The following is a 20,738-nucleotide window of genomic DNA, read 5'->3' as shown; positions in this document are numbered from 1 at the left end:
ACGCTCAGTCGCAGGTACTTTATAAAGCAGAACTTACGAATCAACCCTGAACGGGACGATGGATGAATCTGTTAGCGGCGATTGCCAGTTTTATCAAAGTGGTCGAAGCCGGCTCGATTGTCGGCGCCGCCAAGACCCTCGGTGTCAGTGCGGCAGCGGTCAGCCAGACGCTTAATCGACTGGAAGCGCACCTCGGTGTACGGCTGTTGCAACGCACCACGCGCAGCATGGCACTGACCGAAAACGGCGCGGTGTATTTCGAGAAAGTCCGCCGCATTGCGGCGGATCTGGAATCGGCGCAAAGCTCGATCAGCAGCGATAAAACCGAGTTGCAGGGCCGGCTGAGCATCGCCTCGACATCTGCCTTCGGCCGCCACGTACTGGCGTCGCTGATTGCGGGTTTCGGCGCACTGCACCCGCGCCTGCTCATCGAACTGTCGACCACCAACGGCAAGATCAACCACATCCCGGACGGCATCGATCTGAGCCTGCGGATCAAGCCGCAACTGGAGGACGGTATCGTCGCGCGCAAGATCGTATCGCTGCCCTTCATCATGTGCGCCGCGCCGGCCTATCTTCAGCGCGCCGGGTGGCCGCAATCGCCGGATGATTTGCAAAACCATGCCTGCCTGGCCTTTCGTTATCCCCTGGACGGGCGTTTTCTGCGCTGGAGTTTTATCCGCGACGGCCAGCGTTTCGACGCCAATATCAACGCCACCGCCATCAGTGATGACATTGATGCACTGGCGCAAATGGCGGTTCACGGTGCCGGGATCACACGACTGGCGGAGTTTGTTGCAGCGCCTTTCCTGGCGAGTGGGCAACTGGTGCCGCTGTTTGAACACAGCGTCGTCCAGCCAATGGACATCTACGCCTGCGTGCAAGAACGTGCGGCGATGACGCCGAAGGTCAAAGCCTTTCTGGATTATCTGACAGCGCATCTGGCCACGCGCTGGCCGATGGAAAATGTTTAAGATTCTGGGTTCAAAGAGGCTCGCTGAAGCGCGCGAAATCGGGCAAAGTCCACCTCGCCCAATCGGCCCATCACGGAAGATAACAACAATGAAAAAAACGCTCGGTGCCCTGCTACTGATCTGCTTGAGCAGCCACGCCTTCGCTGACGCCCAACCCGTTGGTTTCCAGTACGCCACGCTGGCCGATCCGCGCAATGAGCGCCCGCTGGAAATGGTCGTCTGGTACCCAGGTGCGCCCACCTCTGCGACGCCACAATTGTTCGGCGACAACCCGGTATTCGTCGGCGCCCCTGCGGTGCTCAACGCCCCGGCCGCCAAGGGCGAGCATCCACTGGTAGTGCTGTCCCACGGCAATGGCGGGAGCTGGATCAACCAGACGTGGCTGGCCAGTGCACTGGCCCATCAAGGTTACATCGTCGCGGCGGTCAACCACCCCGGCACCACCAGCCGTGATCGCAGCCCGCAAGCCGCAGCGCAGTTGTGGCAGCGCCCCGTTGACCTCAGCCGGGCCATTGATGCGGTGACGGCGCAACCGGAAAAATTCGGCGCGGTGACGAAGGATCGCATTGCCATAGTTGGCCATTCGCTCGGCGGCTGGACGGTCCTCGAGGCCGGCGGCGCGCGCTTTGACCCCGAGCGTTTTGCCGAAGACTGCAAGGTCCACACGCAGCTCGCCAGTTGCACCGCTTACCAACAAATGAACACTGCAAACACCGCGCAAGCGAAAGCTCAATTGGCCGCCGACTGGCGTGACAAGCGCGTCACTGCCGTGGTTTCACTGGATCTGGGCCTGTCGCGCGGGATGACCGACGCCAGCCTCGCGGCCTACCCCGTGCCGATCCTGGTGATCGCTGCCGGCGTGCCGTCGAAAGAACTGCCCGCTGAACTGGAGTCCGTCGACCTCGCCAAACGTCTGCCAACAACCTCATCGCGTTATGTCGAGATCAGCGACGCCAGTCACTTCAGTTTCATGGCAATCTGCAAACCTGGCGCCGTGGCCATGCTCGACGAGGATGTACCGGGCGACAGCATCATCTGCACCGATGGCGACGGCGGTCGTCCGCGTGCGGTCATTCAGCAACAGGTGATTTCCCTGATCAGCGGGTTTCTGGCGCCGTCACCTGACCGTTTGAAACCAGCCATCACTTACCAGGAACCCCAATAACAATGCTCACGCCCTCCCCTCAGACCTTCCGGGGCAGTTGCCTGTGCGGCGCGGTGAAATATCAGATCCGCTCACGGCCCAAAGCGCTTTCGCACTGCCACTGCAGCCAATGCCGCAAAAGCCACGGCGCGGCATTCGCCAGCTATGGCAGCGTACTGCGCCAGAACCTGGAACTGTTGGAGGGCGCTGATCAGGTCAAGTCGTATCAGTCCTCTGAGTCGGTGCAGCGCCAGTTCTGCTCGCACTGCGGCTCGTCGCTGTTCTGGACGCGTGATGCGGGTGAGCACAGGGAATGGATCTCGGTAGCGCTGGGCACGCTGGACACGACGTTCACCACGGAAAAACAGCAACACGTGGAAGTAACATCGAAGGCGCCGTGGTTTGAAATCAAGGATCAATGGCCGCAGCGTTGAGACTGAACGATTCATTCATTCGACATCCTTTGGACGCAGAGATCAGATGAACCTCTCATTAAAAGCAGCCTTGCCTGCTGCTGTCGTGGCCACCCTGACTGTCGTCGCGCTGCAAATGTTTCTGTACGACGCCGAAATAACCCTGGCTCAGGCATCATCAGGCACTGTGCCTGTTCAGTTGATAGCTGAAATGCTCCTGACCATCGCACTTCATCTGTTCGTCCTCCTGATGATCCCGGTGCTTCTGATCGTCTACAGGAAGTACATCGCTGCTTATGCAGTGCTTGCTCTGGCCCTGTCTGCCTACTGCCAGATCACCACAGGGTTGAGTACGATGGGGCCGATGATCGCGGTTATTGCTTTCTCGATCCTGGGTTTTTATGGCCTCAAAAAAGCCAGCGAATGGATCCGCTACATTCGCGCAAAATGAACGTCAACCGGGTGGGCACTCCTCGCATAGCCATCATCCCGCGTAGTGCTAACCCTTCTGCTTAACTGGTTCATTGCAGTTCTTCTCTTCAGGAGGCCAGCAATGAAATCTGTAAAACTGCTCCCCATCATGCTCGTGGCCAGTAGTCTGTTCGGCTGCGCGACGTCCTCCAGTCCCGGTACCAATGTGCCGCTGACTGCCACCCGGCAAAACAGCGGGCAAATCGGCAACGTCACGCTCGCTGACTGGGGCAAGGACACCGGATTCAGCTTCTTCATCAGCGGCGCGCCCAGCGGTGCTTCCCTGCCGTTGCGTCTTTACGCATTCGTCTACAAAGGTAGCTGCGCGCAGCCCGGGCCGGTGGCGTACGCGATGAACGACAAGGTCACCACCGAGCGCCAACCGGTGCGCGGCTGGGCCTTTTCACGTAGCGCTCCGGTGAGCCTGTCGACGTTGCTGACCGGCGAGTACGCCATCGTCGTGCGTACGGCCGCAACCGATGGCAACGTGGATATTTTTTGTGGCGACATCCGGCAGGCAGACAAGATGAATGACACAGCAGGTCAATCGCTGACCAAACCACCGTCGAGTTGACGACTGCAAACACTCATCGCTGCAGTCAGCCACACTCGGAAGGTTGTGCTGTTGGCGCAGTTCTCAAACGGGCGCGGCGATAGCAGGCAGTAGGTCGAGCCGTCCTGGATAAAACCGAATGGTGCGGTCAATTGCCCGGACTCCCGCTCACTTTGCACCCTCAGAAAAGACGCCACGCCGATGCCTTGGCCGGCCAGTGCCGCCTGGATGCACAGATTGGTCTGGCAGCATGTTTGTTACTTCCGGGGATCGGTAAGACTTGAATGCAGCGGGCAATCGGCCCATCGCCCTCTGGAATACACAACGGGTTCTGTGGTGTCCTGTCTATTCTCAACAGGTATTTTTTCCACTTGCCAACGAAGAGGCCCCTTAGATGAGCAAAGCGCCGTACGTTCCGCCCCAGGTCTGGAAAAACGAAGCCCCGTCCGGTGGCCAGTTCGCCAGCATCAACCGGCCGATTGCCGGGCCGACCCATGACAAGACCTTGCCGGTCGGCAAGCATCCGTTGCAGCTCTACTCGCTGGCCACGCCCAACGGCGTCAAAGTGACGATTATGCTGGAGGAGCTGTTAGCACTGGGGCACAGCGCTGCCGAATACGATGCGTGGCTGATCCGCATTGGCGAGGGTGACCAGTTCTCCAGCGGCTTTGTCGAGATCAACCCCAATTCGAAAATCCCGGCGCTACTGGATCGTAGCGTTGAGCCGCCGATTCGTGTGTTCGAATCCGGTTCGATCCTGCTGTACCTGGCGGAAAAATTCGGCGCATTCCTGCCGAAAGATCCGGCGGGCCGCACCGAAACCTTGAACTGGCTGTTCTGGCAGATGGGCTCGGCGCCCTATCTGGGCGGCGGTTTCGGGCACTTCTATGCCTATGCGCCGGAGAAGATGGAGTACCCGATCAACCGCTTCACCATGGAAGCCAAGCGGCAACTGGACGTGCTCGACCGGCGTCTGGCCGAAAGCACCTATCTGGCCGGCGACAGCTACACCATCGCTGACATCGCAGTCTGGCCCTGGTACGGGCAATTGGTGCGCAACAACGTTTATTCGGCGGCCGAGTTTCTCGCCGCTCACGAGTACACCCATTTACAGCGCTGGGCCGAGGACATCGCCCAGCGGCCGGCGGTCGTTCGTGGGCAACGCGTCAATCGCACCTGGGGTGATGAGACAACCCAAGTACCCGAGCGTCACCAGGCTGAAGATTTGAACTGACAGCCCTTTCATCACGTTCAGCAGCGGGCCGATCACAAGCGTTTGTGATCGGCCCGTTTGGCTTCTATCTCGCCCCCGAAAAACCACGACTCTGCGCCAACCCACGCCGTAGAGCGCCCGACCGATTGTGAAAAATTCGTTAACTAACTGAGCCGTACGCCTTTCTTCACTTCGAATGATCTGACAGACTAATGCGAATAATTCCTACACGCACTCGCACTGGATTCGTTTTCGTATCATTTTGGGGAAGCAGATTGATGTCGTTTCGCACCATTCACCGCCGCTCAAACCGTTCACCAAACCTGTTGGCACTCGCCATTTGCATGGCCAGCATCACACCGGCGCTGGCCGATGAGGCAACACCTGCCACGTCTGAAACAGCCGCGCCGGCCACGCTGGAACTGGACGCGACGGAGATCGGCGCAACTCAGATGAGCAGCACCACCGAAGACACCCAGTCCTACACCACCGGCCCGATGCGGACGGCGACCAAGCTGTCGCTGACCATGCGCGAAACACCCCAAGCGGTAACGGTGATCACCCGTCAGCGCATGGACGACCAGAACATGACCAGCATCAACGACGTGGTGAAAGGCACGCCGGGACTGTTCCTCAGTCAGGCCAGCGGCCCGGGTCGGCAGACTTACAGTTCACGCGGTTTCGACATCGACACCATCATGTACGACGGCCTGCCGAGCTCCTATTCGCCGTTCTCGATGGCGGTGCAACCGAACCTGGCAATGTTCGACCGCGTCGAAATTGTCCGTGGCGCGACCGGCCTGGTCACCGGTGCCGGCAACCCTTCGGCGGCGATCAACCTTGTGCGCAAACGCCCGACGGCCGATCAGCGTGTAACCCTCACCGGCGCCGCCGGCAGTTGGGATGACTACCGTGGCGAGATCGACGCCTCCAGCCCGTTGAACGAAAGCGGCACCCTGCGTGGTCGAGTGGTCAGTTCCTATCAGGGCGCCGACAGCTTCCGCGACAAGGAAGAAAACGACCATGGCCTGTTCTACGCTATCGGTGAAGCCGACCTTAGCGACAGCACCACCGCGACCCTCGGCTTCTCGCGTCAGAACGAACAGACCAACTATTTCTGGGGTGGCCTGCCGATCGGCACCAACGGCCACCACCTCGACCTGCCCCGCTCCACCTACCCGGGCACCGACTGGGAAAACCGCAAGCTGCAGATCGATACTGTGTTCGGCGAAGTCGAGCATCGTTTCGACAACGACTGGAAACTGCACGTCGCCGGCTCGTCCTCGACCCTCGACGGCGAGTTCTCCGGGACTTACCTGTCGCGTTACGCCGGCCCGCTGGAAACCACGGCCTATCAATCCCATCACACCGACAAGCAGCGCTCGCTCGACGTGTTCGCCAGTGGCCCGTTCGAAGCGTTCGGCCGCAGCCACGAACTGGTGGTCGGCGCCAGCAACCGCGTGTATGACGCGACCACCAAGGAATACGATCCGTACACCACGGCCTGGCCGATTGGCGCGCCCAAGCCTGATTTCGTACGGGACGGCAAAACCCGCAACGTCACCACTCAGGACGCGGTGTACCTGACCACTCGCCTGAGCCTGGCCGATCCGCTGACGCTGATCCTCGGCGGCCGTCTCGACTGGTACGACTACGATGACCGCACGGCCGATGGCGACTACAAAGTCACGCGTAACCTGACCCGATATGCCGGCCTGATCTACAAACTCGACGACCATCATTCGGTGTACGCCAGCTACACCGACATCTTCACCCCACAAACCCAGAAGGACCTCGGCGGTAAGGTGCTCGAACCTATCGTCGGCGAAAACTACGAGGTCGGCATCAAGGGCGAGTACTTCGACGGCGCCCTCAACGCCAGTCTGGCGGTGTTCCAGATGGACCAGACCGGTCGTGCCACCCAGGCCGACAATCAGTTCGGTTGCCCGGTCCTGACCTGCTACGACTCGTCGGGCAAGGTACGCAGCCAGGGCGTGGACATGGAACTGCAAGGCGCGCTGACCGACAACTGGCAGGTCGGCGCTGGCTATACCTATACCCGCGCGCACTACATCAAGGACGAAAACCCGGCCAACAACAATCAACGTTTCGAAACCGACACGCCAGAGCATCTGTTCAAGGTGTCCACCGTCTATCGCTTCCAGGGTCCGCTGCAACACCTGCGCGTGGGCGGCAACGTTTACTGGCAAAGCCGCATGTACAACGACGTCGCTCTGGCCAATAACGGCAGCTACCGCCTTGAACAGGGCGGCTACGCGGTCACCGACCTGATGGCCGGGTACGAGGTCAACAAACACCTGGATCTGCAAGTCAACGCGAACAATATCTTTGATCGCGTCTACTACTCCGCCATCGGTTCCAATGTCACGTGGGGCTCCAACGACAACTACGGCAACCCGCGCAGCTATATGCTGACGGCCAAGTACAAGTTCTGAGTCGCTGACCTTCTAATCAGCAACAAACAAGGGCGCCGGGGAAAGCCACGGCGCCCTTGTACTTTCTGGCCTCTTCATTAGTCATGAGCAGCAATAACCGTTAGTCTCTGAACGAACTCTTCACAAAGCATCGCGCCATGACCAATCCGGCCTTTACCCCTGACATTGACGCGATCCGCAGCATTGACGCGGTGCCAGTCATCCTGAGCATGGTCAAACACCTCACCGGCATGCGTTTCGCCGCAGTCGCGCGGGTCACTGAAAGTAACTGGGTGGCATGCGCCGTCGATGACTCCATTGATTTCGGGCTCAAACCCGGTGGCGAGCTGGTACTTGAATCGACCATCTGCCACGAGATCCGCCAGCACCGGCAGCCGGTGATCTTCGGGCACGCCAGTGCACACCCGGTCTTTTCGTTGCACCACACGCCGAAAACCTACGGGCTGGAAAGCTACATTTCCATTCCCATCGTCAAAGCCAATGGCGATTTCTTCGGCACGCTGTGCGCCATCGACTCGGTCCCGGCCAATATCGACGAACCGGCCATTACCAAAACACTGACCCTGTTCGCTCAATTGATCGCCATGAACCTGGACACGCAACGTCATCTGGAAGCGACCCAGATCGAGCTGAACAACGCCAATGAACTCGGACGCCTGCGCGAGCAATTCATCGCCGTTCTCGGCCACGACTTGCGCACACCACTGAGCGCGGTGCGCATGAGCGCTGACTTGCTGGAAAGCAAAACCGAAGACAAACGTTCGCTCAACCTGATTGCGGCGATTCGCAACAGCTCGGTGCGCATGGGCGTGTTGATCGAAAACATCCTCGACTTCGCCCGAGGACGTCTGGGCGGCGGGATTCCGGTGCAGCGCAAGTTGGTGGATGACCTGCAGCACACCTTGCAACTGACCCTTGCCGAGGTTCAGGCGTCCCATCCGCAAGCGAATTTCATCCATGAACTGGATGTGCCGGCAGGCGTCTATTGCGATGCGCTGCGCATCAGCCAGTTGCTGTCCAATCTGCTGGGTAACGCGGTCACCCACGGCTCGAACAGCACACCGATCATCCTCAAAGCCTGTGCGGAAAACGACGAGATCGTGATTTCCCTGACCAACCAGGGCACGCCGATTTCAGCGCAGCTGATGCCCTTGCTGTTCGAACCCTTCTCCCGCGCCGAAGCCGGGCAACGTTGCGAGGGCTTGGGACTGGGGCTTTACATCGCCTCGCAGATAGCGATGGCACACAACGGCACGTTGAGCGTTACCTCAAGCGCCGAGTCGGGAACCTGCTTTGTGGCGAGATTCCCGGCCCGGTTCAAATGGGTCTAAGCCGTCTGCCGACGCATCGTCAGAATCGCCGCGCCAAACCCGATAAACGTAGACCCGACCACCCGGCTGACCCAACGGGACAGCGCCGGACGAGTCAACACACCCTTGGCCCGCGAGGCCAGCGCGGCATAAACGCTCAGTGACGACACCGACAACGCCATGAAGATCGAAGTCAGGATCAGAAACTGCGGCAAGAGCGCGGCGCCCTGATCAATGAACTGCGGAAACAACGCAGTAAAAAACATCGTTGCCTTGGGATTGGTCACCGCCGTCAGAAACGCCGACTTGTACAACTTGCCGCGGGTCGGCCGCACCTTGCTCGCCTCCCCCTCGACTCCCTCAGGCAGCATCGGGCCTTTCTTGAACAGCTGCTTGACGCCGAGATAGAACAGATACCCGGCACCGATGATCTTCACTGCATTGAACAGCAGTTCCGAACTGGCCAACAACGCCCCCAACCCCAACATCGCCGCCGCCGACAGACAGAACAAGCCACTGGCGTTACCCAATGACGACCAGATCGTGCTGCGCTGCCCATGCGCGAGACTGTTATTGATCGCCATCAACGTCGCCGGCCCCGGACTGGCGATGGCAATCGCCGCAACCAGAGTGAAGGTCAATATCGAGTGAGAATCCATTTTCGCTGCTCGTATGATTGAAGTTGCCGCATGTTACAACAACCGGCTGCATAGCCCAGATCAAAAGCCCCTCACCCTAGCCCTCTCCCGGAGGGAGAGGGAACTGACCGAGGTGACTACCAGAGTTACGCCGACGTGAAATACCGAGCTGGACTCAAACACAGAAACCAAAAAACCGAACACGCCCGCGCTTCTCACCACTCAACAGGATGAGCGTTAGCTCGGCTGCAGCTTTTGATCTTGATCCACGGGCGACGTCGGAAGGCTGAGTGGAGGGATTGATCGGGGCGTGGGAGCGCAGCGACCGTTTGGCGCAGCCAAACACAGCGAGAGGAGGTGCAGCGAAGCAAACCGTAGACGCTGCGCCCGGATCGATCCCGGAGCGAAGGAACCCCGAGCCCCAGCGAGCGGGCCGCACGCAGGAGCAAGCCTTTTGGGTTACCTTTTCGGCGTTTGGAAAAGGTGACCCGCCGTAAGGGCGGAACCCTAAGCCGCCATCACCGCAGCAACGGATATTCACAAAGAACACCCCGAGCATGGTCGGCCCAAAGGCCGCCAAGCTCAAAAAACAGCCAAAAAAAAGCCCCACAACCCCATAAAGGCGCGAGGCAAAAAATTGGTTGGTTGCGGCCAACCAAAGGAGCTCAGTCAAATACGTACAAAAACCAAAATCAGATGCAATCCTGCGCCGCCCGCTCAAAACTCGAAGGCAAAAGATTCGAAGCCAGCAAATGGCGCTCATAGATAAACACCTTGCCGCCATTACCGGCCTTGTAAGCCTCCAGCACGTTGTCAGCAGAAATCTTGCTCGGCACCACAATCCGATAACTACGCTGAGTCTGCGAAACCGTCGGGTTCAACGCACTGCCCTGCAACTTCGGCACAACACAATCGGCGTACTGCGCAGGCGTCTTGCTGGTCTGCAGCGTCAGGCTCGGATTGTTCGGCGCCGAAGCGCAACCGGCGAGCAGCAAAGAGGCAACGGCCAGAGCGGGCACAAATAAAAGACGCATCGGTGTCATCCTGAAAATAAAGGTTCGGTTCAACCGGCAACGGTTCAGCCTCACGGAGCCGCCGTCGCCATTTATGTTTTAAGTGATCAGCTCGACGCCACCAGCGCCTTGAGCGACACATCGAATTGCTTCAACGCGTTGAGTTGCAGGTCACGCTGCTTGCCGATCTGTGCAGCGATGGCCGGTGCCGCCTGGTTATGCACCCAGACCGAAGGCAACTGTTTCTCGACGGCGCCTTCTGCCTTGCCGATGTATTGCAGGTCGGCGTCGTAGAAGCGTGCGGTAAAACGCGCTTCAACCAGACTGTTCTGCTGCGTCAGCAAGCGGTTGAAGGTATCGAGCTTCACCACCACGTCCGGATGCGCCTGTACCAGGGCATCAAGGTTGTCGTAAACGGTCACCGACAAGAACTGTTGTTGCAGCGAACTCACCAGCCAGTCGATGGCCAGTTCCGGATCGGAACTGTCAACGAACGCTTCACGAATCCGCGAATCCAGCGCGTCTTTCGCGCCGTTGACCGCCATGTCGTGGTAACGCTCAAGGTATTGCAGGTTGTCCAGGGTGTTCTCGCTGAGCAACACACCCACGGTTTGCGAATGTTGCAACGTGGCGCTGCTGCCCGTGATGGTCTGGAAGTGACACGACCCGGCGTCGGCTGCGTAAGTCGGAGCTGTGAACAGTGCGCCGCCTGCCAGCAGGGCGACCAAAGCCAGTCGGGTCATAGTCTTCATCGCGCAGATTCCTTGAGCGGCGTGTTCGATGGAAGCGATTTTCCGCCGAATGCCGACAAAGCAGAACTTGCGTTTCGTGATGGTCACTATTACTTCTAGCAATAGTTGCGCAACGTGCAGACTGATACACACTCAACCACAACTAGAAAACATGAAATGAGGAGTTCGCCTTGAGAACGTTTGACCTGATCCGTGACGCCGTTCTGCCCGATTTCCGCGAGCGCGTGGCCGAGTATCTGGTTCAGTACGAAAGCGTATTGCTGAACAAAGACATTACTGACCCGCAGCTCATCAAAGACACCGCCAACCAGTTGCGCGGCTACCTGCGCGGGCTTAACACCACCCGGGTGCTGGGCATGGCCGATTGGGAAGAGCTGGATCGCCGAGTTGTCGGCACCTGGCTTGAGCCCAAGCCATGACCGACCGGCACGGCGGTCAGGGTGGCGGCGAGCGACCGCGCCCTCCCCGCTGCCAGCGGTCTGCGCGGCAACACGCCCTCTGCGAAAAAACCGCCCGAACGCTTACAATCGCCGGTCTAATCGCCAATCAGACAGGCTCATCCAGAAATGCCGCTCGACCCACCTACGATGCTGACCCTTTCCATCGCCCTCGCAGCCGCCGCAGCGCTGTACCTGGCGATCGAATGGCGCAGCATTCGTGAGCCTTCGCTGCTGTTCTGGAGCGCCGGTTTTGCCACCATCACCGTCGGCTCCACCCTGGCCCTGCTGCGTAGCAGCGGCTTTTTGCTGATCGGCATCTGGTTCGCCAACGGCCTGCTGGTGACCGCGCATTTCCTGTTTCTGCTCGGTGTGGCGCGCTTCACCCAGATACGCTTGTCGACGGCCTGGTACCTGATCTTTGTCACCTGGCTGGTCTTGCTGCTGTTGCCGGAGGGGCCGCTGTGGTCGAAGGTCATGCTGGCGGCCAATTCGTTGCTGGTGGCGCTGTCGACCCTCAAGGCCAGCTCGCTGCTGCGCCCCCATGGCAAATCGTTGAGCGTCGGCGCGGTGCAGTTGCGCTATGTGCTGCTCGGTCACGGTATTTTCTACGTGGCCAAAGCGCTGACTGTGGTGATCCCCGGCACGCTGATCGATCTGGCGGCGTTTCGCGGCGAGATCATTCAGATTTCCCTGGTCGAGGGTGCGATGGCAATCATGTTGATCGCCCTGTCGATGACCGGCACCGAGCGTTATCGCCGGGAAAAACAGATCGCCCGCCTCGCCGAGCGCGACCCGCTGACCGCCCTGTACAACCGCCGCGCCCTGGAAAAACGCGCGCCGCGCCTGTTCGAACACGTTTCGCCGGCGCATCCCGGCGCCTTGCTGCTGATCGACATCGACAACTTCAAACTGGTCAACGACCAATACGGCCACACCGCCGGCGATCGTTTGCTGATTACCTTGAGCGAGATGATCCGCTCGGTGCTGCCGCGCAATGCGCTGACCGCACGCCTGGGCGGTGACGAGTTTGTCATTTTGCTCAGCAGCACCTCGGGTGAGCGCGTCATGGAACTGGGCAACGCGTTGCGTGAGCAGTTTCTGAGCATGACCTCCCAGACATTCCCCACCACCGCTGCGGTGACCCTGAGCATTGGCGCCAGCCTGTTCGACAAGCCGCCCGCGCACCTGACGGCGCTGATCGAACAAGGCGACGCCGCCCTATACGAATCGAAACGCGGCGGACGCAATCGTCTGCGCCTGACCGGACTCACCCCTCCAGGATAATAAAAACCATGTCCAGCCTCGCTCCCCCTTTGCAAGACCTCGCCGCACCCGAAGGCGTTTGCTACGGCTGCGGTGGCCGCAACCCGCACGGTCTGCACGTCAAAAGCCGCTGGCACGAAGACGGCGTTCACGTGATCGCCGAACACCTGCCGGACGCCAAGTACTGCGGCTGGCCGGACCTGGTCTACGGCGGTTTGATTGCGATGCTGGTCGACTGCCATTCCAACTGGACGGCGATGGCGTATCACTACCGCGCCGAAAACCGCGAACCCGGCAGCCTGCCGCGCATCGACTGCGTTACTGGCAACCTCGGCATCAAATTCATCAAACCGACACCGATGGGCGTGCCGCTGGTTTTACGGGCGAAAGTCGAGGGTGAGGTTGGGCGCAAGACGCGGGTGATTTGCGAGGTGTATGCGGGGGAAGTGCTGACGGCCGTGGGCGATTCGGTGTTTGTGCGTGTCGATACCGGGCAATTGGCCGACGCGGCACACGGGCGATAAACCTGGCGAGCCTGCCTGGCTTGTCGAACCGTTACCGGCAGGCCCTGGCGACTGTTCAACTGACCACAGCCCCTTTGGGGCCGCTGGCAATCAGGGCGGCGCCACAAGCGGTTTTCATGCCGTCCAACGCCACAGGCGTGCCATCAACGGTGTAAGTGCTACTGCCCTCGGCGATGGGGAAAACCCCTTTGCACAGAGGGCAGCTTACCTTGTGTCCGACACCGGCAATGGGCTTGCCATTGAGATCGGTTCGAAAGAATGCTTCAAGGACCGTGCCACCATGTGTGGTGGAGTCACCCAAGCGAATCGCGTCTTTCACAGCATCACTCCTTTGCCGTTCAATCAGGCCCGACGGTCTGACCTTCGCCCCCTCACTCTTCAATCTCCCAAGCCAATCCCGGGTCCGCTGTGCCGTGTTCGCAAAAATACAGCAACGCTTTCCGGGCACTTTCTTTGTCGACAACCTGGTTTTTCGGGTAACTCCCGGACTGCCCACCGACGACGACATCAACCGTCTCATCGCTTGATGCATCAGGAGTGGTCAGTGTGTACAGCTTCTCGTCGACGTTGACCGCGATAAACACAACATAGCGATGGTCGTTCCCCCCGCCCACGCTCATGTAGTTTTCGTCATCGAGCAAAAACAGTGTCGAACTGAACGCCTTTCCATCCAGTCGATCCAGAGTTGCGAGTACCTTTGCGCGGTCGGGACTCAAGTGCTCTCGCTCTTTGAAAGCCGCGCCGCTTGCTTCGTCTTCTATGATTTTTTCCAGCTTCATGATCACTACTTCGTTGGTGTGTAAGTTCGGCTGCCACTGGGTGAATGCACGGTAATATTACATCCCAGATTTCGAGCCAGTGAACGAATTCCCCCTGCGCCCGGCAACCCGCAAGCCTTGCACGGATCGCGGTCGACCCACATTTCGGCACTTTCGGCTTTACCTGCCATGCCCGCATTCACGGCATGTTGCACCGCTTCAGCCTCCGCGTGGGTTTTGGTTTGCGCATTTACCCGGTCGAGGGTAATCGCCGTCTTGGGATTCTGGTCACCTGAGTTTATACCCTCGAAACTCTGACCATTGACCCTCAATAAAGACAATGTCGATGTGTCATTGGCAGAACCTGCGACGGGTAGACCCAAGGCTTTCCTGCGGTCAGCCAGTCGCTGCCGTGGATCACAGGTTTCCAGGCCCAGCGGATCGATCCAGCCCGTCGGGTTTGGTGCATAGGCATAAAGATTCAAGCCACCGGCATAGCTGATCGGGTCTTTGCTGATGAAACGACCGACCTGCGGATCGTAGTACCTGTAGCGGTTGTAATGCAGGCCCGTCTCATGGTCATGGTACTGCCCCTGAAAACGCAGTGGATTCGTCAGCCCTTGTTGCCTGGCCCAATCTGAACGCTGTTCCTGAACTTGGCCCCACGCCTTGTATTGCGCACTCCAGACGATTTCACCTCGCTGGTCAGTCAGTTCCTGTGGCGTGCCCAAGTGATCGCACTGATACCAGCTCAACTCATCGATCGGTTGGGCCTTGGGTGCGTGGCTCCACAACGGATCATCGTCCAGTCGATATTCGTCGCTGTAGTCGGGCTGCTCCGACAGTTTGATTGCCTGATGCCGCAGTGCCTGAGCGACAGGCACAAAGGTGCCAGGCTCGTACACGTAATGCACGGTACGACCATAGTCACCATCCACCTGTGCCAGGCTACTTTCCCAGGCTAGAACGTCACCGTCCCAACCATATATCGTGAAGCCGCAACCCGACTCGCGCTGCTTGCGTGCATATTCGTGATGGTTCCATTGAGAGCCGGCTTCAGGGTGCTGTTTAAAGTGCGCACGGGAGTGTTTGTAAATCCTGCGGCCCAGCGCATCGTAGGCGTAATCGACCTCCAGACGGGCATCGTCAAAATGCACCAGACGGTCGAACAGATCCCAGCGCAGCCGGCTGTAACTGCCGTTATGCCAGCGCTGGATCAGGTTGCCCCGCTCGTCATACTCATAATGAGTGCCGGCGTACTCGCGCAGCAGGTTATCCAGAAGCTTGCTGCGGGCCGGGTCCTGATCCAGCGGGCGTCGGGTTTGCCGGGCCGTTTCGTCGAGCAGATTGCCAGCCGGGTCGAAGGCGAAGGTTTCCACACCCAGGCGACTGCTCGCCTGAAGCAGACGACCGATCGGATCGTATTGATAAGCCAACGTCCCTCGGCGGGTATCGTGAATACCGCGCAACTGACCTGCCGCATCGTACTGATACTCGCGTTTGAGCACAGTGCGCTTATCGTCGGCGCGTCCCAGCAACTGCTCCTGCAAACGTCCGGCGGGGTCCCACTGCTGGGTTTGCAACAGATGATTGCCCTGATGCCGCGCAACTTCACGATGCAGGTCGTCGCGCTCGAAACCGATAAGGTCATGTTCATCGAGGCGCATGCCCAACAGATGACCGCTGCCGTAAGTCAGCCAACTGACCCGATGACCGTCCGGACGCAGCGTGGCCACTCGCTGATTGAGCGCATCGTATTCATGTCGCCAGATCGCGACCGAGGGTTTTTCCAACCCCAGAAAATGCTGATGTTCGCGCAGCAGGTTGCCAGCCGGGTCATGGAACCACTGCAAGCGGCTCTGATCGTTACTGGCCAGCACCAGGTTGCCGTTACCATCGTAGGCGAAGGTTTCCGCTTGCGACTCGCTGCCCAGCGTCGCCAAACGGCTGATCATCCGGTTCATCGGGTCGAACTGGAATTCGGTGAGGCGCTCGCCGTCGCGAATGGAGGCCAATCGCCCGGTCTCGGTGTCATAGCGATAGTGTTTGCTGCGCCCATCGAAGCCGGTTTCATGGAGCAAGCGCCCCACCGGATCGTACTCGAACTGCACCCGCTGCTGGTTCTCGTTTTCCAAGGCGGTCAGCCGCCCCAGTCGGTCCCAGCGATAGCGCAACGTCTGCTCCGTGGCATCCACTCGCTCGGCCACCAGCCCCGCAGCCGTGTAACGCCAGGAGGTGCAGCGGTCCAGCCCGTCGACATGGGCCAGTAAACGACCTTCAGCATCGTAAGTGAAACGTTCTTCGGTTTTATCCGGATGCCTGATCAGCACCCGCTGGCCGGCACGGTATTGGTACTCGGTGCTTTGCCCGGCGGCGTCGGTGAAGCAAATCAACTGCCCAAGACTGTTGTACTCCCAGGTACTGGACTTGCCGGAGCAGTCGGTATATTTCGTCAGTTGACCGGCATCGTTGTATTCAAGTTTCTTCTCGGCGCCGTTGGCGTCCTTGATCGCTTTGAGCAGGCCTGCCGAGGTGTAGGCGTATTCGGTCTGGTTGCCCAATGGGTCAATGGCTTTCTCCAGATTGCCGTGAGCATCATAGTCGCGCAGCCAGAGCCCGCCTTCGGCGTCACTGATCTTGATCAACTGATCTTGATCGTCATACGCAAAATGCACGACGGTGTCGTCGGCACGAATATGCTCAAGCACATTGCCCCGTTCGTCATAACTGAAGCGGTCGATGCTGCCGTCGGTGTGCACATGGCGCACGACGTTTTTCGCCTCATCGCGAAACAGCCATTCCGAGCGTTCATCCGGGTGCCGAATGCGATAGGTGTAGCCAAGGATGTCGTAGTAGTGCCAGGTCTCGTTGCCATGGGCATCAGTGACATACGTCAGGCGGATGTTTTCGTCCCACTCCAGCCGGGTATCGAAACTGCCGTCATCCGCCCATTCGCGGACGGCTTTGGCATCAGCGCCCTGACCTTGCCATTGCAGGTTCATCCCGCGCCCGGTGCGATCGGTGTAACGCGTGACCAGATGGTGCTGGTATTGATAATTCCAGGCCGCGCCGTTTTCATCCTGAGCCTGGATCAGATCACCGCTGGCGTCGTAGCGATAGGCACACAATTGACGCGTGGGTGCACCGTCGCGAATTTCCCAGAGACCGATCAGGTGCCCTTGCGCGTCGAGCAGGGTGCCGAGCTGCAAGTGGACGTTGCTGATTTCGCCTTCGTAGGTAATCAGATCCGACAACACCGCCTCGTCGTCATGACGGTGTTCGTAGTGAAGCATGACCCCGGCACCGCTGCGCAGGACGATACCGATCAGCACGTAACGCTGACCGCGGCGCACGTAGGTTTCCTTGCGCTCGACACCGCTGCACAGCACCAGCCGGTTTTCGTCGACCCGCACCAGCGTCAGGCTTTCAACCGGGTCGTAATGGGCCTCACCGACTTTGGGCAGTGGGTAGTTGTGGCTACGTCCATCTGCCGCGTGAAACACCAGGCCGTCATCGACGCGATCGAAACGGGTGGTGAATTCGGTAATCCAGCGAGCGCCCATGTCCCCTTTGTCATAGGCCTCCAGGCGCGAGTAATACGTGCGCGTCCAGTTGATCGGGAACGGGCCCGGCAGGCTGAAATCAGTGTGACGGAAAGTCTCCGAGCCCGTCGAGAAACTGATGCTGTGCGCGGTAATCGGGCACACCACGTTTTTTCTGCAATTAGGGTCGGCTTTCGCCCCGGCTTGCTTGGACTGCATCTCAAGCTGACCTTCCCCGGCCTTGCGCTTGGCCTGGGTGGTGCCGCCGGGTTTGACGTTCGTACTCTGACCATGCGCCTTGCGCTTACGCCAGGTGACCACGGCGCCACCGAGCATCTGCAACAGCCAGCCGATGGAGTGTTGAACACCCGGATCGCTGAGCTTCTTCAGCTGTGTTCGCAACTCTACGCCCAAAGTCCGCAGCATGGACGTATTGCTGAGCACCAATGCCTTGGCTTTTTCCGGCAGCAGGTTTTTCGCTGCGCTGTTGGCTACGCCTTTGCCGGCGGCCTTGTAGGCACTGAACGCTGCACCGAAGATGTTGCCGATGGCCGCTTTGGGGTCATGCAGTAACTGGCTGCGTGCCGCCGTGATCTTTGAACCCGCAGCGTTGAGGTCGCCCTTGGCATCGAGTTTGCCATTGACGACGGTTTCCAGCCCCTTGGCAATCTCGTTCACCGCGCTCTGGCCCAGTTTGCCAGCGTCGTCGAGAATGCCAGCGAGTTTGGGCTGGGCCTGTTTTACGAAGTCATCGATCGTGCCGACAATGGTCGCGTTCAAATGCCCGATCAACACTTCGATCAGCGAATCACCCAGAAGCATCTTCGCGCTGTTACGCAGTTCCTGGCGCACCAGGCCCAATGTCGGACGCAGCGTCATGCGTGCCGATGCCATGGTTGGAGGGGCCGGCAGTACGCCAATCAGGTTGATCCCCAGGCTGACCCAGTCCAGCACTTGGCGCTGCTTGCTTTTGGCCAGGGTCACGATGTCGCCAAGGGCGTCGACCAGCGCCATGATGTTACCCACCACCGGCAAGGCACCGGCAACGTTCTTCACACGGTCGAGCGTGACAACCCCGCCACTGATCGACTGCAGCCAGGCATCGAATTTAGCGGCGCCGCGACCGACGTCTTGAATATCGATGGTGTTGAGCGGAACGACAGCAACCTGGGGTTCACGTTTTTTATCGGGCGCAGGAGTCGGAGTAGTCATGACATGAACTCATCTGGCAGCAAGCTTGAGGCCGGACTCAGGCCGGGCGTTTGAATCACGATTTTGGGCAACGAAACGGCAGGCAAACTCGGCAACTTGCCGTTCTTGCTCGCGGCGCCGAGGATGCTCGACGCACTCGGCAACGCCGCACTCGCCAGCTTCGGCAACCCCGCCACCCCGCCCTGCACCACACCTTTCACTTGCTGCGCCGTTTGCATCGCACTCATCCCTGTCTGCGCCATGTCCTTGCCCTTCTCCAACATGTCCCAACTCTTGCTCGGCAACACCTGCGCGACCATCGCCTGCACCTGACTCGGCACGTCTTCGGCACCCGGTGGATTCAACGGCCATTCCGGCTTGCCGATGTAACTGCCATCGCTCCAGGTGTCCGCCGGATCCTTGCCGAACAGCACACGCGCCGGCCCCGGTGCAGCGCCGGCGACGCTGGCGAAACCCTTGCCGTCGAGCTTGCCTTTGATACTTTTGCCCAGCGCATCGATGACTTCGTAATCGCCCTCTTTGATGCCCTGACGCCCGGCGTATTGGTTGAACAATTCCAGGTTGCCCTTGCCCGGTTTCGGCGGCTCCGGGAACACCCCGGCGAGACTTTTCGCGCCGGTGTAGGCGAAGTTCGCCGCGTGCGCGGTGTACGGGCCGCTGGTGGCGTGGGTGATGCCGCCGGCGTTGTAGGTGGTGGCGCTGCCGCCGCCCTGAATCACCAGTTCGGTTTTCGCGGTGATGGTGATGCGGTCGGCGTTGGCGGTGATGTTGAGTTTGGCCAGCAAGTTGATGCTGTCCTTCAACGCACGCACGTCGATGTCGCCGGAGGCCGCGACCAGCCGCCAGCCCATGCTTTGCACGAACAGGCGCATGCCGCGACTGGCACTGGCCAGCAAGCGTTTGCCGATCGACAGGCTGGTGTGGCCGGTGCTGCTCAGCGCCAGGTGTTCGCCGGTGGCAATATGGCTGGAGCGCGGTGTCGTCAGGGCGATGCCGGCCGGGCTGGCGAGGACCAGATGCGGTTCGGTGAACTCGGGGAATTCGTTGGCGGTGAGGTTGGCAGGACCAGAGCCGAGCACACCTTGATGCTGGGCGTGCAGCGCTTTGGCGACGTCGTCCTGATCGCCCGCCTCTTGGGCTTGCAACTCTTTGGCTTGCACCGCGAAACCGTCTTGCTGATCGCTGGCGGTGGCGAGGCGTTCAGCGGTTTCCGGCAAGTCTTTGTGGTGCTTGGATTCGTTCGGACGCGGCTCGGTGGTGATGAGCAGACCAGCCGCCGCACGCACCGCACCGTGGCGGTCGGTTCTCAACTCAAAACCTTCGCCGCGCGGCTGACCACCGCTCGGGCGCGGATGGGTCAGGTAACCAAGGTTGATCGCACTCGCACCGTGATCACTGCGCAGCGCGATGCTGATCTCGCTGGTGGTGTCGTCGATGCGCAGTTCGTTGGCGCGGCTGCCCTTGTATTCCTTGCTCTTGACCGTTGCTAGCGTCTTGAAATCCGGCAGTTTGTACGGCGGCAGATTGGCGCCGTGGTACAGGCAACCGGTGATCAGCGGCTGATCGGGATCGCCTTCGAGAAAGGTGATCAACACCTCCATGCCGACCCGCGGAATGTTGATCGAGCCAAAGGTTTCTGCGGCCCAGCTCGACGCGACACGCATCCAGCAACTGGTCATGTCGTCGTGCTTGCCTTCGCGGTCCCAGAAGAACTGCACCTTCACCCGGCCGTATTGGTCGCAATAAATCTCTTCGCCTTCAGGGCCGCAGACCACCGCGCTCTGGGTGCCGAGGACTTTCGGTTTCGGGTGATTGAGCGGCGGACGGTACGGCACATCCCACGGGATCGCGCTGAAGCGGTTGCGGTAGCCCTGGTGGAAATCGTCCTTGAGGTCGGTGGTGTCGCTGGTCACCGACTCTTCCAGCACCTGCGGTTGCTTGCCTTCGTGGAAGATTTCGGTGAGCAGCCACAAATCATTCCACGTCGGGTTGGCGTGGTCGGTCAGGGCGAGGAAATGCCCGCTGACGAGGATCGGCTGATCGCTGTTGCCCTCGGCCAGAC

At 59.7% G+C, this 20,738-nt stretch carries 18 protein-coding genes; 11 read left to right on the top strand and 7 right to left on the bottom strand.

Annotated elements, in window-relative coordinates; translation table 11 throughout:
* Positions 1–62 precede the first annotated feature (62 nt).
* The 8 genes from H8F23_RS23130 (at position 63) to H8F23_RS23095 (ending at position 8,555) form a co-directional block, all read left to right on the top strand.
* The gene (locus H8F23_RS23130) at positions 63–974 is read left to right on the top strand and encodes a LysR family transcriptional regulator (protein WP_194935898.1); all 912 of its coding nucleotides are present in this window, start codon (positions 63–65) and stop codon (positions 972–974) included.
* Positions 975–1,062: 88 nt separating this feature from the next.
* The gene (locus H8F23_RS23125) at positions 1,063–2,139 is read left to right on the top strand and encodes an alpha/beta hydrolase family protein (protein ID WP_194935897.1); all 1,077 of its coding nucleotides are present in this window, start codon (positions 1,063–1,065) and stop codon (positions 2,137–2,139) included.
* A 2-nt stretch (positions 2,140–2,141) separates the two neighbouring features.
* The gene (locus tag H8F23_RS23120; protein ID WP_194935896.1) at positions 2,142–2,552 is read left to right on the top strand and encodes a GFA family protein; all 411 of its coding nucleotides are present in this window, start codon (positions 2,142–2,144) and stop codon (positions 2,550–2,552) included.
* Positions 2,553–2,598: 46 nt separating this feature from the next.
* On the top strand, positions 2,599–2,982 hold the full coding sequence (locus H8F23_RS23115) for a hypothetical protein (RefSeq protein WP_194935895.1): 384 nt from the start codon (positions 2,599–2,601) through the stop codon (positions 2,980–2,982).
* Between the two features lie 102 nt (positions 2,983–3,084).
* Positions 3,085–3,576 (top strand): hypothetical protein, encoded by a 492-nt coding sequence (locus H8F23_RS23110; protein ID WP_194935894.1) that lies wholly within the window; start codon positions 3,085–3,087, stop codon positions 3,574–3,576.
* A 373-nt stretch (positions 3,577–3,949) separates the two neighbouring features.
* A complete protein-coding gene (gene yghU / locus H8F23_RS23105; RefSeq protein WP_194935893.1) occupies positions 3,950–4,789 on the top strand; it encodes a glutathione-dependent disulfide-bond oxidoreductase in 840 nt (279 codons plus the stop codon).
* Positions 4,790–5,046: 257 nt separating this feature from the next.
* Positions 5,047–7,224 carry a TonB-dependent siderophore receptor gene (locus H8F23_RS23100; protein WP_194935892.1) on the top strand — a complete coding sequence of 726 codons (2,178 nt, stop codon included), beginning with the start codon at positions 5,047–5,049 and terminating at the stop codon, positions 7,222–7,224.
* Between the two features lie 137 nt (positions 7,225–7,361).
* Positions 7,362–8,555: a GAF domain-containing sensor histidine kinase gene (locus H8F23_RS23095; RefSeq protein ID WP_194935891.1), complete on the top strand. Its 1,194-nt coding sequence runs from the start codon at positions 7,362–7,364 to the stop codon at positions 8,553–8,555.
* On the opposite strand, the gene H8F23_RS23090 is transcribed toward H8F23_RS23095, so the two are convergent.
* The 3 genes from H8F23_RS23090 to H8F23_RS23080 all read right to left on the bottom strand — a co-directional run bounded on the left by H8F23_RS23090 (position 8,552) and on the right by H8F23_RS23080 (position 10,937).
* Positions 8,552–9,193, bottom strand: coding sequence for a LysE family translocator (locus H8F23_RS23090; RefSeq protein ID WP_150652868.1), 642 nt, complete (start codon positions 9,191–9,193; stop codon positions 8,552–8,554). The genes H8F23_RS23095 and H8F23_RS23090 overlap by 4 nt on opposite strands.
* Before the next feature lie 671 nt (positions 9,194–9,864).
* Positions 9,865–10,206 carry a hypothetical protein gene (locus H8F23_RS23085; protein WP_095126388.1) on the bottom strand — a complete coding sequence of 114 codons (342 nt, stop codon included), beginning with the start codon at positions 10,204–10,206 and terminating at the stop codon, positions 9,865–9,867.
* 86 nt (positions 10,207–10,292) lie between these two features.
* A complete protein-coding gene (locus H8F23_RS23080) occupies positions 10,293–10,937 on the bottom strand; it encodes an ATPase (protein ID WP_194935890.1) in 645 nt (214 codons plus the stop codon).
* Between the two features lie 170 nt (positions 10,938–11,107).
* Between H8F23_RS23080 and H8F23_RS23075 the strand changes: the two genes are divergently transcribed.
* From H8F23_RS23075 to H8F23_RS23065, 3 genes are all read left to right on the top strand, one after another.
* Entirely contained in the window at positions 11,108–11,356 is a 249-nt protein-coding gene (locus tag H8F23_RS23075; RefSeq protein WP_194935889.1) for a hypothetical protein, read from the top strand.
* Positions 11,357–11,503: 147 nt separating this feature from the next.
* The gene (locus H8F23_RS23070; protein WP_194935888.1) at positions 11,504–12,661 is read left to right on the top strand and encodes a GGDEF domain-containing protein; all 1,158 of its coding nucleotides are present in this window, start codon (positions 11,504–11,506) and stop codon (positions 12,659–12,661) included.
* An 8-nt stretch (positions 12,662–12,669) separates the two neighbouring features.
* The gene (locus H8F23_RS23065) at positions 12,670–13,164 is read left to right on the top strand and encodes a PaaI family thioesterase (protein WP_194935887.1); all 495 of its coding nucleotides are present in this window, start codon (positions 12,670–12,672) and stop codon (positions 13,162–13,164) included.
* Between the two features lie 55 nt (positions 13,165–13,219).
* Here the strand turns inward: H8F23_RS23065 and H8F23_RS23060 are convergent, their stop codons facing one another.
* The 4 genes from H8F23_RS23060 to tssI form a co-directional block, all read right to left on the bottom strand.
* The gene (locus tag H8F23_RS23060; protein WP_194935886.1) at positions 13,220–13,483 is read right to left on the bottom strand and encodes a PAAR domain-containing protein; all 264 of its coding nucleotides are present in this window, start codon (positions 13,481–13,483) and stop codon (positions 13,220–13,222) included.
* Between the two features lie 52 nt (positions 13,484–13,535).
* Entirely contained in the window at positions 13,536–13,943 is a 408-nt protein-coding gene (locus tag H8F23_RS23055) for an Imm1 family immunity protein (protein WP_194935885.1), read from the bottom strand.
* A 5-nt stretch (positions 13,944–13,948) separates the two neighbouring features.
* Positions 13,949–18,676, bottom strand: coding sequence for an RHS repeat-associated core domain-containing protein (locus H8F23_RS23050; RefSeq protein WP_194935884.1), 4,728 nt, complete (start codon positions 18,674–18,676; stop codon positions 13,949–13,951).
* Positions 18,673–20,738, bottom strand: a 2,066-nt coding sequence (tssI, locus tag H8F23_RS23045) for a type VI secretion system Vgr family protein (RefSeq protein WP_194935883.1), incomplete at its 5' end; no start/stop codon positions are given. The genes H8F23_RS23050 and tssI, both read right to left, overlap by 4 nt.

Origin of the sequence: Pseudomonas neuropathica (assembly GCF_015461835.1) — a bacterium.
Classification (GTDB): Bacteria; Pseudomonadota; Gammaproteobacteria; order Pseudomonadales; family Pseudomonadaceae; genus Aquipseudomonas; species Aquipseudomonas neuropathica.
This window is presented reverse-complemented; position numbering and strand designations above follow the sequence as displayed.